General features: G+C 45.2%; 16 protein-coding genes. 12 read left to right on the top strand and 4 right to left on the bottom strand.

The window, feature by feature from the left end; genetic code table 11:
• Positions 1-77: 77 nt before the first annotated feature.
• Positions 78-1742, top strand: a complete 1665-nt coding sequence (locus R7F67_RS20365; protein WP_025768288.1) for a diacylglycerol kinase family protein — start codon at positions 78-80, stop codon at positions 1740-1742.
• 202 nt (positions 1743-1944) lie between these two features.
• On the opposite strand, the gene R7F67_RS20370 is transcribed toward R7F67_RS20365, so the two are convergent.
• Complete coding sequence (locus R7F67_RS20370) at positions 1945-2343, bottom strand: hypothetical protein (protein ID WP_005379193.1); 399 nt, start codon at positions 2341-2343, stop codon at positions 1945-1947.
• 155 nt (positions 2344-2498) lie between these two features.
• Positions 2499-2936: a DUF2383 domain-containing protein gene (locus R7F67_RS20375; protein ID WP_005379194.1), complete on the bottom strand. Its 438-nt coding sequence runs from the start codon at positions 2934-2936 to the stop codon at positions 2499-2501.
• Positions 2937-3297: 361 nt separating this feature from the next.
• Between R7F67_RS20375 and R7F67_RS20380 the strand changes: the two genes are divergently transcribed.
• The 4 genes from R7F67_RS20380 to R7F67_RS20395 are packed head-to-tail and all read left to right on the top strand — an operon-like array spanning position 3298 to position 5539.
• Positions 3298-3546 carry a hypothetical protein gene (locus tag R7F67_RS20380; RefSeq protein WP_005379196.1) on the top strand — a complete coding sequence of 83 codons (249 nt, stop codon included), beginning with the start codon at positions 3298-3300 and terminating at the stop codon, positions 3544-3546.
• A 48-nt stretch (positions 3547-3594) separates the two neighbouring features.
• Positions 3595-4107 carry a phage holin family protein gene (locus tag R7F67_RS20385; RefSeq protein ID WP_005379198.1) on the top strand — a complete coding sequence of 171 codons (513 nt, stop codon included), beginning with the start codon at positions 3595-3597 and terminating at the stop codon, positions 4105-4107.
• Positions 4097-4423 (top strand): hypothetical protein, encoded by a 327-nt coding sequence (locus tag R7F67_RS20390; RefSeq protein ID WP_005379200.1) that lies wholly within the window; start codon positions 4097-4099, stop codon positions 4421-4423. Before R7F67_RS20385 ends, R7F67_RS20390 begins: the two co-directional genes overlap by 11 nt.
• 45 nt (positions 4424-4468) lie before the next feature.
• Complete coding sequence (locus R7F67_RS20395; protein WP_318057324.1) at positions 4469-5539, top strand: AI-2E family transporter; 1071 nt, start codon at positions 4469-4471, stop codon at positions 5537-5539.
• Between the two features lie 18 nt (positions 5540-5557).
• Here R7F67_RS20395 and R7F67_RS20400 read toward each other — a convergent pair whose 3' ends face one another.
• Together R7F67_RS20400 and R7F67_RS20405 are read right to left on the bottom strand one after the other, a co-directional pair.
• Entirely contained in the window at positions 5558-8005 is a 2448-nt protein-coding gene (locus R7F67_RS20400; protein WP_318057325.1) for an EAL domain-containing protein, read from the bottom strand.
• A gap of 194 nt (positions 8006-8199) precedes the next feature.
• Positions 8200-9105 (bottom strand): DMT family transporter, encoded by a 906-nt coding sequence (locus tag R7F67_RS20405; protein ID WP_258461188.1) that lies wholly within the window; start codon positions 9103-9105, stop codon positions 8200-8202.
• A 168-nt stretch (positions 9106-9273) separates the two neighbouring features.
• Between R7F67_RS20405 and rmuC the strand changes: the two genes are divergently transcribed.
• The 7 genes from rmuC (at position 9274) to tatC (ending at position 15462) form a co-directional block, all read left to right on the top strand.
• Entirely contained in the window at positions 9274-10806 is a 1533-nt protein-coding gene (gene rmuC, locus R7F67_RS20410; RefSeq protein WP_033905890.1) for a DNA recombination protein RmuC, read from the top strand.
• A gap of 77 nt (positions 10807-10883) precedes the next feature.
• The gene (gene ubiE / locus R7F67_RS20415; RefSeq protein ID WP_017635022.1) at positions 10884-11663 is read left to right on the top strand and encodes a bifunctional demethylmenaquinone methyltransferase/2-methoxy-6-polyprenyl-1,4-benzoquinol methylase UbiE; all 780 of its coding nucleotides are present in this window, start codon (positions 10884-10886) and stop codon (positions 11661-11663) included.
• A gap of 11 nt (positions 11664-11674) precedes the next feature.
• Positions 11675-12310 (top strand): SCP2 domain-containing protein, encoded by a 636-nt coding sequence (locus R7F67_RS20420; protein WP_005379213.1) that lies wholly within the window; start codon positions 11675-11677, stop codon positions 12308-12310.
• Positions 12307-13941 carry a ubiquinone biosynthesis regulatory protein kinase UbiB gene (gene ubiB, locus R7F67_RS20425; protein WP_005379226.1) on the top strand — a complete coding sequence of 545 codons (1635 nt, stop codon included), beginning with the start codon at positions 12307-12309 and terminating at the stop codon, positions 13939-13941. The genes R7F67_RS20420 and ubiB overlap by 4 nt, the downstream gene beginning before the upstream one ends.
• Before the next feature lie 52 nt (positions 13942-13993).
• Complete coding sequence (gene tatA / locus R7F67_RS20430; RefSeq protein ID WP_005382958.1) at positions 13994-14239, top strand: Sec-independent protein translocase subunit TatA; 246 nt, start codon at positions 13994-13996, stop codon at positions 14237-14239.
• A gap of 3 nt (positions 14240-14242) precedes the next feature.
• A complete protein-coding gene (tatB, locus tag R7F67_RS20435) occupies positions 14243-14641 on the top strand; it encodes a Sec-independent protein translocase protein TatB (RefSeq protein WP_033905892.1) in 399 nt (132 codons plus the stop codon).
• 68 nt (positions 14642-14709) lie between these two features.
• On the top strand, positions 14710-15462 hold the full coding sequence (tatC, locus tag R7F67_RS20440; protein ID WP_005379234.1) for a twin-arginine translocase subunit TatC: 753 nt from the start codon (positions 14710-14712) through the stop codon (positions 15460-15462).
• The last annotated feature ends 532 nt before the right edge of the window (positions 15463-15994 follow it).

Genomic DNA, 15994 nt, shown 5'->3' on the forward strand with positions numbered 1-15994 from the left:
TTCATGTATCCAAGCTCAATCCCCCGCGTATTCTAAATTCCACTAAAAAGTGCACTCGCTGAAGGCAAGGAGAGCGAATGTTTATCATCAAATATTATATTCTTGGCGCTCTGATCAGTTTATTGGCCGCTATCTATGCGCCTCAAATTATCGTTAGTCTGCTGTTCTTGTGGATATCTCTTTCTTTAGCGTTGGTCAGCGTAGCCTACGTATTCGACATTCCCTCTATTTTTAGAAAAAACCAAGATGGCAAGATTGTCAGATGGATTCGCTGGGCATTCATCCCATTTTTATTGGGGGCTAGAGCGTATAACGCCTGGGAAAGACGGCGTGATACAGTACCTCCAATCCAAAAAGTCAGCGACAATTTATACCTATCTCGCCGTTTGTTTCAGAGTGACTTAGATTTTCTCGAATCCAATGAAATCTCTTGTATTGTCGATGTCACCGCAGAATTTGCAGGCCTTGAAAGCGCGATGACCGACAAGCAGTTTCATTACCTGTCGATTCCGGTACTCGACCACAAAGCCCCAACGCTAGAGCGCCTTCGCCATGCGATTAACTGGATTGATACTCAAATCTCGTGCTCGCGGGCAGTGGTTGTGCATTGTGCGTTAGGGCGTGGTCGTTCAGTGTTTGTTGTGGCGGCGTATTTACTGAGCAAAGACCCGTCACTGACGGTTGAATCCGTGATGAAAAAAATCAATGACGTACGCAGTACCGCGAGATTGAATAAATTACAGATTAGAACGTTACGAGCGATCAGTGAAAAAGGCGTACTGGGGCTGGATCAATCCACTTGGATGGTGGTTAACCCTGTTGCAGGTGGCGGAAAATGGGAGGAAAACGAACAGCACCTGATTCGTGAACTAACCAAAAAATATCGCTTGAGTATTCATCAAACCACCACAAACCTCAGCGCCGAGCAGCTAACACAACAGGCAAAAGAAAGTGGAGCTAAGCAAATCATCGTAGCTGGTGGCGATGGCACAGTAACAGAGGTGGCGAGCCAATTGGTGGATACCGACCTAAAACTCGGTATTGTTCCGCTCGGAACTGCCAATGCGTTATGTCATGTGCTCTATGGCGTTGGCGCAAAATTCTCACCGGTCGAAAAAGCGTGTGAAGCGTTGCTTGGCGGACACTGCCAACGTATTGATACTGCGGAATGTAATCAGCGGCTTATTTTATTGGTCTTAGGCATTGGGCTAGAACAGAAAATGATCGAGCACGCTCAGCGAGAAGAGAAAAATGTTTTTGGACAACTCGCTTACCTCACCGGCTTTTTTAATGCTGTAGTGGCGGAAGAAACGCAAGCTTTAACCGTATCGTTAGACGCTCCAACTGAAGATGGAAACCACGACAAGAATACACAAACGCTTGACGTCCATAGTTTTGTCGTTGCGAATATCGCTCCATTTAGTACGTTGCTTGCCCAAGGTGGTGATGCGCCGCAGCCTGATGATGGCAAGCTGCATATCACATATTTAGATAACACCGAGTCTTTAGGCGGACGTCTTATCGCATTGTCGGATCTGACATTAACGAGCGTAGGCGCACAGGAAGAATCGACACATTTTCAATACGCGACGGCTCAGAGCGTCACTATTTCTGCGAATAAACCGATTGAGTATGTGATTGATGGTGAACTGTATTCTGATGAGCAACTGGCAATCAAGCTGCGTCCAAAGTCATTGAACGTATTTGTTCCAAGCCAGAGACGTAAATCAGCTTCGCTTTAACACAGATAATCCGCGGATTACGCGCCATTTGCTTCGTATTCTACATGGCGCTTTTTCTGTGTTGTTTGATGATTTGGTGTGCGTCGTAAAAAGGCTATTAAGGTCGCTGCGTAGATGCAGCGGCTTTTGTCTATCTGCACCTTTTACTAGGTTGATTGGGGATGTGGTTTAAACAAAGTGAAAGAAAGAAGGGCGAGTATAATTACTCACCCTGAGGTAAGTGCTTTTCAATTTCATCGTTTTCAACTTGTAAAGCAGCTAACCAATAAGAAACAAGTGCGGTTAAGTTGGTGTCGTCAATGGCTCTAAGCAGGGCTTTTAAATCATCTAACAGTAATTTATTCATAAAATGCATTTCTTTGTAATTACCTAGCTCGGCAACGCCGTATTCGGTGGCATTTTCTGCAATGAATTGTTCACCATCTTGGTCGAAAAACAGCTTCGCCATCTTTTTGATCATCACTTTTTCTATTTTCACGAATCGATATGCCGCTCTTGCGAGTGTCATATGTGATTGCGGGTTAACGAGAGGCAAACACGTTTGGCGATGGTGTGTCATTTTTACGAGTAGCTCCCTTACTCGATTGTTATCCAATGTCATAGTGACCTCTTTATTTGTGATTATTGTCGTGGGACATTTCTCGTGACGGTTATGTTAATGCGCCTGTGGGCTTGTCAGAAATGGCCAAAGCAAGTTGGCCATTTCTTTGTTCTTTGCTCAATACCGAGCTTTATTGCAAAGGCGACCACCAGGTTTTAGCTAATAAGGCTGATGCTGCTGAGTTTTTCTTTGCAGCTTTTTATATCGCTACGAACTTTCAGCAGAACCGAGTTATCCGCCTGCTCTGGGTGGGAAGTAATCAAATTCTCAATCTCTTTGAGTACCTTGCTTTCGACACCTTCAAGCTGTTCTAAATACATAGACTCTTTGTCAGAGGACACTTCCTTCATCACGTCGCTGTAGACCTCACGCGCCTTGATGGTGTAGGAAACCGGAGTGTCGTCGGCAGATTCTTCATTGTTACTTGCTAGAGAGTAGGGAGTGAGCTCAATGACTGCACGCTCACGTACTCTGAGCAGTTCTACCAACACATTATTCAAAGAAGTGTTGTCGATGTTCTCGATGGCCTTGTTGTAAATTTCATTTCCGCTTTCGATAAGCTCAATGATTGAGGCGATGTTTTCATTTTTCATATGCCACTCCTTATTTACTGGTGATAGGGGTGTTTGAGCGTATGGAATACAAACACGATGTTTCATCTTTAATTGCAGGTTGTATGCCAATGAATTTTAAGTCTTATTAATCAGTGACTTAATATCTTTTTTTGCAATAACTTACTAACAGTCGGTAAGGCGCTAAGAAAAAATTACAAGAATGGCGGGGAAAGCTTGGAAAGAATTACACGTACAGATACGGCTTTTTATCGAAATGAAAATAAAATCAATAAAAAACAATAACTTAAAATTCTGGCATGGATATGGCTTTGTAGGGAGTAAGTGAGGTCAAACATTGTTTCACTTGATTCACTATTCAACTCATTAATGGAGGCTAGTTATGGCTACTACAAAAGAAAGCACAGTAAAACCTCAAGAGCAGTTAGAAGAAGCATATCACTTAGCGGAACAAGCCACGACGGAAGCCGTTGGCGCGATGAAAGACCAAGCCAAAGAGAAGCTGGATGTCGGTGCACAGCAAGTTCAGCAGGCGACTAAGTCGGCAGAAAATGTAATCAAGGAGCGCCCATTGCTGAGCATAGGCTGTGCCTTCCTTGCTGGTTGGGCGGTTTCGAAGCTGATCAAATAATAGTGGTCACCAAGGATTAAGCCACACAACAGAAAGGCGAGGCTTCACATGAATAACTCAGGGCAAGTTACCAATCAGCAATCAGGCTCGGCGGCTTCAGACAGCGGCCGAGCCCCTGATGGGGCAGAAGAACAGGATATCCAACAAACCATTAATGGTTTGAGCAGCATTCTTGCGCAATTGGACCAACTGACGAAATCGCTAAAAGCATGGTCAGGTTCAACGTTGGATTTGTTCCTCTTGGAGATGAAAGTTAACGTGTCCGCAGTGCGTCAGATTTTGCTGTGTACCGTTGTTTTTACCCTATTGTCGGTATTGTTCGTATTCAGTTTGTGCCTTGCCTCTGGGGTGGTGGCTTATCAGTTAACTGCCAACGTATATGTTGCCGTGGGTGTATTTATCACATCATTAGGCTTGGCATTATTTGCTTTAGCCTGGTGGCAGAAGCGTTTAGTTGGATTTCTTGGATTCAAAAATACGACAGAACAATTACAGGAGGGGTGGGATGCGCTCGCTACAAAAGCTCAATCGAGCCATGCGGATCAAGCGGATGGAAGGTAAAGCATCTCTAGAGCAATGTTGTTTGTCGATGGAAATGTTCACGTTTACCACCAAGAAGTTTGTGAGAGAAAACCCTTGGACGACATTAGGCATTAGTGCTGTCGTTGCCGTTACCGCAGCAAAAGCAGGTCGATTGTCTCGACTGACTTCTTCTATTTCGTCAATGGGGCTATTGGTTAGCAGCGTGTCTGATATTACCGATTCGCTCACAAAGCCGGTCGCGGCAGCTTCTCTGGATGAGTCAGATGCGGAGCAAAATGGAAATGCAGCAACACAAGTAAGCAACGCTGCGACGACAGAGGGCGAACCACTCTAATAGCGGATTTCACCGCAAAATTTTCTTACCGATTCTGAGCTTATTATGACAGCGAAATTGAACATTCCTGCCAACACTGCGATTGGTGCAACGCTTCTCGTCCTGTTACTCGTCCCAGGGCTGTATTTTGCCAAGCCAATATTGTTACCTATTGTGCTTAGCACCTTTATTTCTCTGCTGTGCAGCCCTTTCATTAATTATCTTGAAGACAAAGGTTTACCACGTGCTATTACCGTCGTGTTGACGCTGTCATTCCTCGTTGGCGCTTCAATTATTGGTCTTGCCGCCATGTCGGAGCCCGCCAAGCAATGGTGGTCTGACCTGCCCAGTATCGTGAAAAATGTGTCGCAAGAAGTAAGCGAAGTTACTAAAGCTTCGGCTGATCACCTTAATACTCCATTGAATATCGCCAACGATATGAGTATGGATGAGGTCGGGAACAACACCGTATTTTCTTTGGTAAAAACGCTCGCGACCACTACGCCGACGATTTTGACACAAGCGATGATCGTGCTGTTTATGGTTTACTTTATGCTCAATCATGGACGAAGCTTATTTCGAAAGTCAGTGTCTTACTTACATGGGTTCGCCAAACAGCGCCAAGCGATTGAGTTGGTCAAAGCGCTACAGAAAGACCTATCTCGATACATTGGCACCATCACTTTAGTGAATGCGGGGCTGGGGTTGAGTGTTGGGGCCGTGTTTTTTGTTCTAGGTCTTGAAGATCCATTTCTATGGGGCGCATTTGCAGGCGTGATGAATTTTGCGCCGTACCTCGGCCCTGTCATATCCATGGTGAGCTTTGGCTTTGTTGCTTATCTTCAGTTGGAGTCGGTCAGTTTTATGCTGACGGTGGTGTCTATCTATTTACTGCTCAATTTGATTGAAAGTCAGTTTGTTACACCGACACTATTGGGGAAAAGGTTTAACTTAAACCCGTTAGTGATTTTTGTTTGGCTTGTTTTTTGGGGCTGGCTTTGGGGCGGAATGGGACTATTGATCGGTGTGCCGTTGCTGGTTTGTATCAATATTTTGGTTGATCGTCTAGAGCTATGCCAATCACCCCAAAATCAAGCAAAACAAATCACCTCCGCGGACGTAGCACCGCGAGAGTGACTTGAGGAGCAAGCTGGTTCAACGAAACAGTTTTTCAGCGCTCACTGGCTGACTAAATAAATATCCCTGACCATAAATACAGCCTTTTTCGAATAAATAATCGGCTTGTTCCCGAGTTTCTATCCCTTCCGCGACGACTTTCAACGACAGCGTTTTTCCCATGGCAATAATGGCATTCACAATCGCGTTGCTGTCGCTATTACTTGGGACATCACTGACAAATGAGCGGTCAATTTTCAGTTTGTTGATTGGCAAACCTTTCAAGTAAGACAAAGACGAATAGCCAGTTCCAAAGTCATCCAGAGAAATCTCAATACCCAGCTCTCGTAATTGATTTAACGATGCAATGGCTTGTTGAGGGTCGATCAGTAAAAAGCTCTCTGTGATCTCCAAATCTAACCGTTGGGCAGGGTATCCGGTGTTATCGAGGATAGTACTTAATCGCTGAATGAAATTTGACTGCTGAAGCTGCAACGCAGAAACATTGACGGCGATTTTGCCAAACTCGATGCCTTGGTCCAGCCAAGCATTACCTTGCAAACAAGCTTGTTGTAACACCCACTCACCAATACTTTGAATCAGCCCTGTTTTTTCTGCAATTGGAATAAAGTCTGCTGGTGGTACAAGGCCAAACTCTGGATGCTGCCAGCGTAATAAAGCTTCCACGCCGACAATCGAATTTTGTTCCAAGTTGTATTGCGGTTGGAATTCTAACCGGAGTTGTTGTTTTTCTATTGCTTGATGCAAAGCGGATTGAATGCGTACATGGGATACGGATTTATCGGTCAAATCCGGTGAGTAAAACGCGTAGCCGTTGCGTCCATTTTTCTTCGCTAAGTACATCGCGGTGTCTGCGTTTTTCAGTAAGGTTTCACTGTCTTGACCGTCTCTTGGGTACAAGGCAATACCAATACTGGTCGAGACACGAAGTGAGTCGTGGTTTGCCAAGTCGAATGGTTGCTGGAATACGCTTAGAATATCGCCGACGGTTTCCAGTAAGGCAACATCACTATGGATGTCTGGCAAAATAATCACAAATTCATCGCCGCCAATGCGAGCCACATGCGCATTGAGGTGAAGAACATCTTGCAGACGAATCGCTAACTTAGACAGCAGTTGGTCACCACAGAAGTGGCCCATGCTATCGTTGATGTGTTTGAAATGGTCGATATCTAAGAATAGGGTGGCAAACGTCTGCTGGTTTTTGTGTCCGGTTTCGATGTGTTGTTCGAGTAAGCTGAGTAAATGGGTGCGATTGGGTAGATTGGTTAATGGATCGTAAAAAGCCATGCGCTGCAGCTTTTCTTCGTGTGCCTTACGCACAGAGATATCTTCAAACACACAAATGTAGTTAATAAGGTGGTTTTTATCGTCCATTACGGCGCTAATGGTCGCTAATTGCGGATAAATGCTGCCATCTTTCTTTCTGTTGATGAATTCGCCTTTCCATTGGCCTTTGTTTTCGAGTTGATGCCACAACTGTTGATAGAAACCTTGATCATGATGGCCTGAGCGCAGAATTCGTGGGTTTTTTCCTATCACCTCTTCAGAGCGGTAACCTGTAATTTGGGTAAAAGCCGTGTTTACATCAATGATGTTGGCATTGCGGTCTGTAATGACCATGCCTTCTTGCGAATTGTTGAAAATTTGGGAAGCTAAGGAGAGCTGCGTTTCTACCATTTTTCGGCGGGTGATGTTACGTGTCATCCCCAGAATGCCGATTAAGTTTCCCGCATGATCACGGACAGGAGACTTAATGGTTTCTAGCCAAGTGGGGTTATTGTTTTCATCAATTTGACGGCATTCTTCAACAATATTTTGCGTGCCCGTGGCTACCACCAATTTATCGGCATCAATGAATTTTTCCGCACGTTCATGGCTAAACAGAGCAAAATCGTCTTTGCCAATGATTTCACTGTTGGTTTTTTGCCACGCATTTTCTACGCTTCGGTTGGTCATCGAATAAAGACCATCCATGCCTTTTATCCATACGTGGTCTTCAAGGCAGTCGATAAACTCTTGTAGTGTTGGTGTTGGCTTTATTTCCGCGCTTTGATGTCGCGTTTGTTCTTGCTGACAGTACAAGTTGATATCAAAGCTGAGCCGCCCCGCGATTGCGCTTAGCCATGCCGAAACAACCGTTGATTGATCATTAGGGTGAGTCAGTGTCAGTACGGCAAGCAATTCGCCATTAGGTAGCCAAACTGGTCCAATGCTCAAGGTTTGCTCTTCAAAGGGGGTATGGCTAACTGTAAAATCTGTCGGCGTAAAGTGATCGACAACTTGCGTTATCACATCGACGATAGCACGATGATTTTGGGTTGAAGTGGACACCTCAGTCGATAGCCACTGCTGAGTATCGCTCAGAGTATAAAGCTGTCCCTGAGCTTGAGTTACATTACAGCATTGTCGCAGAACGTGTTGCCAGTCTGCCATCAAAGGCGAAGGAATAGCGAAGCGAAACATAATTAATAACGAGTCCTAAATCGCCCAAAGGTAATTATATTAGAATCTAGCGTAAGCTATTGGGCTTTGTGAGTATCGTATCCAACGCGTAGCTAAATCCTAGCAGCGTAAAGTGCTTTCTATCATTAAAATGTTATCTATATCTCTTTTTTATCCAACTTATTGCATCGTTTTTTAGGGCTTTTGATAGGTGATTAAGAAGCGTTTACCGCTTTGGTTTTCTTGCCCCATGAGACTTGCTGAATGACTAAGCCACTGATGATCAATACCAGGCCAATCAAGGTTGAAGGATGAATTTCTTCGCCGATGATGGTAGCTAACAACATGAGTGAGATAAATGGAGAAGCAAAGATCAGATTACTGATACGCGCGGTGTTTTGCGTTGATTTGAGTGCGCTTAGCCACAAAACGAAAGTGATCCCCATTTCAAACAATCCGACATACGTCACCGCTGCCCAGCCTTTAATTGAGATTGCCTGCCAGCTCGCACCTTCATAAAGACTTAAACCAATGGCGAATGGAATAGCGACCAAAAAGCCGAGCAGAACGCCAATCACAGGGTCGGCCTTATTTTTGGTATTTAAAATCCAGTAACCGGCCCACAGCAGCGTTGATAGCAGCGCAAGACCAACACCCAACGGGCTCTCAAATTCCATGCCTAAAAGATTGCCTTGTGTGGCAATCACTATCACGCCGACATAACTAAAACCGCAAGCTAGCCAGTCCTTACCACGGATCTTTTGTCCTAAGAAAACAGCGGCCATTAGCGTTAAGGTGATGGCCCAGCTGTAGTTGATCGCTTGAGCCTGAGATGCGGGCAGCAAGTCATATGCTTTGAACAGAATAACGTAATACGCCAAAGGGTTAATCAACCCAAGCAGTAGGTAATACCAAGGGTTTGAGAAAAATGTAGCGCTTAACTGGCCCAGTTTACCTTGCACACCACAGATTACTGTTAGTGCAATCGCAGAGACGATGCTGGCAATGCATAGCATTTGAATCGGCGTAAATTCTGCCAGCGTGAGTTTAAATGCGGTTGCAACGGTAGACCAAAGTAATACTGCTGAGAGCCCAAATCCTAGGGCGCGACGCTCGTTCATGATGCCTCTGCGTGATGATGTGCCGCTCGGTTTGGATAATTTGAGCGGAAGAAAGAATATTATAGGAAGGCCTAGTGTATGCGAGGATTTTTCATCCAACAAACTGGACATTTATCCAGTGTCTAAATACCATTGTTATAGATACAAAACACAGGCTAACTCGCTATTATGCAATGGATTCTTGAGTACCAATCTCTCATTCTCTCTTCTCTTTGTGCTGCCACGCTTAGTGGTGTCGCTGCCGGTTGGTGGGTGAAACAGCGTTTTATCACCCAAACTCAGCTTCTCGAGCAACAACTTTTTTCAGAAAAACAGCTTCATCAACAGCAACTTGAACAGGTCAAGCAAAGCCTTGCCGATGCCCAGCAAGAGTTGGATGAATTAGATGATGAGCGCGATAAAGCCGCGTTTGAAGTACGCCAAACACATGGAAAGCTGATGGCAGCAATGGAAAAACTGCGTTACTTCGAGGCTGTAAAGCAAGAGCGCCAGCAATACTTTGATGAGCTTGGTCAAATGCGTGAACACAAATCACGTCTAGAAACGCAGCTGCGTGAACAGCAAGCTCGCCATGAGCAAATTAACCAAGCTAATGCCGAAAAACTGCAAATTTTAGAACAAGCGGAAGCACGCTTGAAACAACAATTTGAGCACTTGGCCAACCAATTGTTTGAAGAAAAAACCGCGAAGGTCGATTTGCAAAACCGTCAGAGTTTAGAAGGCTTGTTGTCACCGCTTAGAGAACAGTTAGAAGGGTTCAAAAAGCACGTTAATGACAGCTTTAGCCAAGAAGCTAAAGAGCGCCATACCCTAGTGCATGAGCTGAAAAACCTGCAACGTTTGAACGAGCAAATGACGCGCGAAGCGGTTAATTTGACCCAAGCGTTGAAAGGGGACAACAAACAGCAAGGTAACTGGGGCGAAGTGGTGCTCGCTAGGGTACTTGCCGAATCTGGCTTGCGTGAAGGGCACGAATATCAGACTCAGGTGAACTTACAAAATGAAGCAGGCAAGCGTTACCAACCTGATGTCATTGTGCATCTCCCACAAAACAAACAAGTGGTTGTGGATTCTAAAATGGCGCTGGTTGCCTATGAGCGCTACTTCAACGCCGAAACTGATGCTGAGCGCGATCAGGCTTTGAATGCGCACTTAGCTGCTCTACGTGCACATATCAAAGGGTTAAGCATGAAGGACTACCACAAACTCAAAGGTATTCAGAGTTTGGACTATGTTCTGATGTTTATCCCGGTTGAGCCGGCGTTCCAAGTCGCGATTCAAGCCGATCCAAGTTTGATCAAAGACGCGATGGAGCAAAACATCATTTTGGTGAGCCCAACAACGTTGCTGGTGGCACTGCGCACCATTGATAATCTATGGCGCAATGAACGCCAAAATGAAAACGCCAAAATGATTGCGCAGCGTGCGACAAAACTCTACGACAAATTACGATTGTTTGTAGACGACATGGAGGGGCTCGGCGGTGCGCTGGATAAGGCGAATCAAAGCTATCAAGGTGCGATGAACAAGCTTGCCACAGGGCGCGGAAATGTGATTCGCCAAGCCGAAAGCTTTAAACACTTGGGAGTTGAAATTAAACGACCGATTTCTTCCGACCTCGCGCAGTTAGCGCAGAGTGATGCATTTTCAGAAAATGACCCGTTAGTAGAAAGACATCCGGCTGAGGATAAAGTAAACTAATCGCCCGCAGTGCAGTGGGCGATTTTATTTGTCAACAAACGCCCCGTAGAGGAAAGCGCTGCCTAAGAGGAATTAGAATGACGGACACAAGTTTGCAATCCAATACAGCGTTAGAGAATGAAACCACTCACTTTGGTTTCTCTACAGTGGCAAAAGACGAAAAAGTGACTAAGGTTGCCGAAGTATTCCACTCCGTGGCAACAAAATACGACATCATGAATGACCTGATGTCAGGTGGTATTCACCGCCTTTGGAAGCGCTTCACTATCGATTGTAGTGGCGCTCGCCCTGGCCAACGTATTCTTGACCTAGGTGGTGGTACGGGGGATTTGACGGCGAAATTCTCGCGCATTGTTGGCGATGAAGGCCATGTCATCCTTGCCGATATCAATAACTCAATGCTTAACGTTGGTCGCGATAAACTGCGTGATAACGGTATTGTGGGTAACGTGCATTACGTTCAAGCCAACGCAGAAGAACTGCCGTTCCCAGATGATTATTTTGATGTCATCACCATCAGTTTTTGTTTGCGTAATGTGACTGACAAAGACAAAGCGCTTCGTTCAATGTTCCGCGTACTGAAGCCAGGCGGCCGTCTATTGGTGTTGGAATTTTCAAAACCAGTGCTAGAGCCGTTATCGAAAGTATACGACGCATATTCATTCCACTTGTTGCCGAGAATCGGTGAGCTAGTTGCGAATGACTCAGAGAGTTACCGCTACCTAGCGGAGTCAATCCGTATGCATCCAGACCAAGAAACGCTGGAAGGCATGATGCAAGAAGCAGGTTTTGAAAACACCAAATACTACAACTTAACTGGTGGTATTGTGGCTTTGCATCGCGGTTATAAATTCTAAGGGTTAACGGCATGCCATTTGAACCACTTATCACCGCTGTGATTGAAACGTCACTGAATACACTGATCAAAGACGACCCTGCATTGGGCCGTCGTTTAGCGCGTCTAAAAGGTCAAGTTATTCAAGTTCACCTGAAAGAGATCAATAAAACACTGACATTCGTTTTTAGTCAGCAAATTGATGTGCTCGGTCATTACGAAGGGCAGCCTAACTGCTATCTATCGCTCAACTTGAGTGTGTTACCAGAGCTGCGCGATCAGGCCAACATCACTCGTCTTATTAAACAAGATAAACTTGAACTCGAAGGCGATATTCAATTGGCGCAGAAATTCTCTCAGTTGATGGTGGATTGCAAACCAGATGTTGAAGAGTGGTTGTCTCGCGTGACTGGCGATGTCGCCGCACATACCTTTGTGCAAGGTTCAAAAAACATCGGCAACTTTCTTGCGTCTCAAGCAGAAAAACACCAGCGTCATCTTGCGCAAGTAGTGACTGAAGAATGGAAACTGGCTCCCGCTCCGTTAGAAGTGGCCTATTTCTGCGACCAAGTTGATGAGGTTCGCAGCCAGGCTTCTCGCATTGAAGCTCGTTTAACGGCTTTGCTGAATAAGCTGGATGCAGATAAGCCTGCATTGGAGAAACCATGACGCCAGCAGAACTAAAGCGCTTATACCACATCGCCAAAGTACAACTGGAATACGGCTTAGATGAGCTGCTTCCCGATCACCAACTGACCAAAGCTCCGCTTTTACTGCGCAAAAGCTTGTTTTGGATTAAGAACAAGCACCCAGAAAAACCACTCGGTGAACGTCTGCGTTTAGCACTGCAAGAGCTGGGGCCGGTTTGGATTAAGTTCGGTCAGATGATGTCGACGCGCCGTGACTTATTTCCTCCGCATATCGCTGATCCCCTAGCTTTACTTCAAGACCAAGTCGCTCCTTTTGATGGCGAGTTGGCAAAAAAGCAGATGGAGCAAGCATTAGGTGGTCCGTTAGAAAAATGGTTTACCGAGTTTGATATCAAACCACTGGCGTCTGCGTCGATTGCTCAGGTACATACTGCGCGCATAAAAGACACTAACCAAGAAGTGGTATTAAAGGTTATCCGCCCAGATATTCGCCCAGTCATTGATTCAGATCTAAAACTGATGCACCGAATGGCGCGTATAGTCGCCGGAGCGATGCCTGAAGCACGTCGTTTAAAACCAGTTGAAGTCGTGCGTGAGTACGAGAAAACCCTGCTTGATGAACTCGACTTGCGACGTGAGGCGGCGAATGCCATTCAGTTGCGCCGCAACTTTGAGGGCAGCGAAGAATTGTATGTTCCTGAAGTTTTTCCCGACTTCAGTAATGAAACTGTCATGGTTTCTGAGCGAATATATGGCATTCAAGTCTCTGATATTGAAGGCTTGAAAGCAAATGGCACCAATATGAAATTGCTCGCGGAACGCGGTGTGAGTGTGTTCTTCACTCAGGTGTTCCGAGACAGCTTTTTCCATGCCGATATGCATCCGGGTAATGTGTTCGTCAAACCCGAACATCCAGAGAACCCAATGTGGATAGGGCTAGATTGCGGAATCGTTGGTACACTTAATAGCGAAGACAAGCGTTATCTGGCGGAAAACTTCCTGGCGTTTTTCAATCGTGACTACCGCCGAGTGGCGGAGTTACATGTGGATTCAGGGTGGGTGCCTGCGGATACCAATGTCGATGAGTTTGAGTTCGCGATTCGCATTGTGTGTGAGCCTATTTTTGCTAAGCCATTGTGCGAAATCTCCTTTGGTCATGTGTTGTTGAATTTGTTCAACACGGCACGTCGATTCAATATGGAGGTTCAGCCACAGCTTGTACTGTTGCAAAAAACGCTATTGTACGTGGAAGGGCTTGGTAGGCAGCTATATCCTCAACTCGATTTGTGGGAGACCGCAAAACCATTCCTGGAGGAATGGATGATGAATCAAGTTGGGCCGCAAGCTCTAGTGAATGCGATTAAAGACCGCGCACCATTTTGGGCAGAGAAATTACCTGAACTGCCAGAGCTACTTTACGATAGCCTGAAACAAGGTAAAGCGATGAATCAACGTATGGATCAGCTTTATCAAGGGTATCGCCAGAGCAAGCGCCAGCAGGCGACAGGAAAGTTTTTGTTTGGCGTTGGCGCGACTTTAGTCGTATGCTCGGCAATATTGGTGAACGATGCTTTTGAGCAGCTTTCGTTGGCCTGCGGTATCGCAGGTGTCACATTTTGGCTGCTTAGTTGGCGAGCTTATCGTCAATAGACGTTAAACTCTTGAAATATTTTTGTTTGTTTAAAGACCCGAGGTAAAGAGAATGGGTGGTATCAGTGTTTGGCAACTTCTAATCATTGCTGTAATTGTTGTATTGCTATTCGGAACAAAGAAACTACGCGGTATCGGTGGCGATCTGGGTGGTGCCGTTAAGGGTTTCAAAAAAGCGATGAGCGAAGATGAACCTGCGAAAAATGACAAAGACGCAGACTTCGAACCAAAAAGTCTAGAAGAGCAGCAGAAAAAAGAAGCTGCTCCTGAAACGAAAAAAGACAAAGAGCAGGCGTAAAACGTGTTTGATATCGGTTTTTGGGAACTGGTATTAATATCTGTTGTTGGTCTGGTCGTTCTTGGGCCGGAGCGTTTGCCTCATGCTATTCGCAGCGTGTCTCGCTTTATCGGTGCCGCTAAGAGTATGGCAAATAGCGTCAAAGACGAATTGTCACACGAGCTGAAAGTCCAAGAGCTGCAAGAAAACTTGCGCAAAGCAGAACAAATGGGGATGGATGATTTGTCCCCTGAGTTGAAATCTTCAGTTGAAGAGTTGAAGAAGGCAGCGCAATCTGTAAATCGTCCTTACGCAAAGAACACCGATTCAGAGGCTGAGCCTGTAAAAACAGAGCCAGCAGCAGAAAAGGTAGAGAAAGCGCAAGAGAGCAAGGTTACAGCGGCAGATAAGAAAGCCGAATAGTCTCATTAGGAGGAGCTACTAGTGATTGGTAGCTCCTTTTTGATCTGGTTTTTAATAAGAGGTTTGCCATGTCTACCGTCGAGCAGACACAACCTTTAATTAGTCATTTGTTGGAGCTTCGCAACCGACTACTGCGCTCAATCCTCGCAGTGTTGGTCGTGTTTGTCGGACTAATTTATTTCTCTAACCACATTTACGAGTTTGTTTCCGCACCTTTAGTAGAACGTCTACCTGAAGGCGCGACCATGATTGCTACGGATGTAGCGTCACCTTTTTTTACGCCACTTAAGCTGACGTTAATTGCTTCGGTATTTATTGCGGTGCCGTTTATCTTGTATCAAGTGTGGGCATTTGTAGCGCCAGGTTTGTACAAGCATGAACGTCGATTGATCATGCCACTGCTGTTCTCTAGTTCGCTATTGTTCTACTGTGGAGTGGCATTTGCCTACTTCGTGGTATTTCCATTGGTGTTTGGCTTCTTTACCGCCATCTCTCTTGGTGGAGTAGAGTTTGCAACTGATATCTCGAGTTATCTCGACTTTGTGCTGGCGCTATTTATGGCGTTTGGTATCGCATTCGAGGTGCCTGTTGCGATTATTTTGTTGTGTTGGACTGGGGCCACTACACCAGAAGATTTAAGACAGAAACGTCCTTATATTATAGTGGCTGCGTTTGTCGTAGGTATGGTGTTAACGCCACCAGACATGATCTCGCAAACCTTACTCGCTATTCCGATGTGTTTACTGTTTGAAGTCGGTTTGTTCTTCGCGCGTTTTTATACTCGTCGAAGCGAAGAAGTAGAAGCGGAAACCGAAGAATAAGGCTAATCTAGATGTGAAAAGCGGCTCAATTGAGCCGCTTTTTTTTGCGGTTGGTTTTTTCTTGGGCTAATTACTTAACTTTCATGACGTAACCACATTTTGTGCATACGTATACTTCCTTGATGCCCAGCAGCTTTTGAAAAAAACTGCGCGGTACGCGTTGTAAGTAAGCACCATGTGTACACACTTCAACTTCCATATTCATGCTGTTTTACATTTGTGCTAATTAATGGGCGTAAATCAGTATAGAAAAATAATGTGTCGAGTTGTCGACAGTTTTGCAAAGCGGACGAAGTAAAGTGACGATATGAGAAGTAAGTAGAGTTGCTAGTTAATTATTATGTTTATCAATAATTTTGTATGGATTGTTCTACTATTTCAACGGGTTGAATCGTTCATTCAATAGTTTAGGTGATAAAAAAGCGACGTTGATTTCGTCGCTTTTTTCAATTCTCGTGTGCCGTCCTAAATAAGGTTGACACTTTCCACCCCCAAAATTGGAGAGTGTTATGAAATCAACAACTAAAAGAAC

The sequence above is a fragment of the Vibrio sp. YT-17 genome, from assembly GCF_033337375.1.
Taxonomy (GTDB): domain Bacteria; phylum Pseudomonadota; class Gammaproteobacteria; order Enterobacterales; family Vibrionaceae; genus Vibrio; species Vibrio alginolyticus.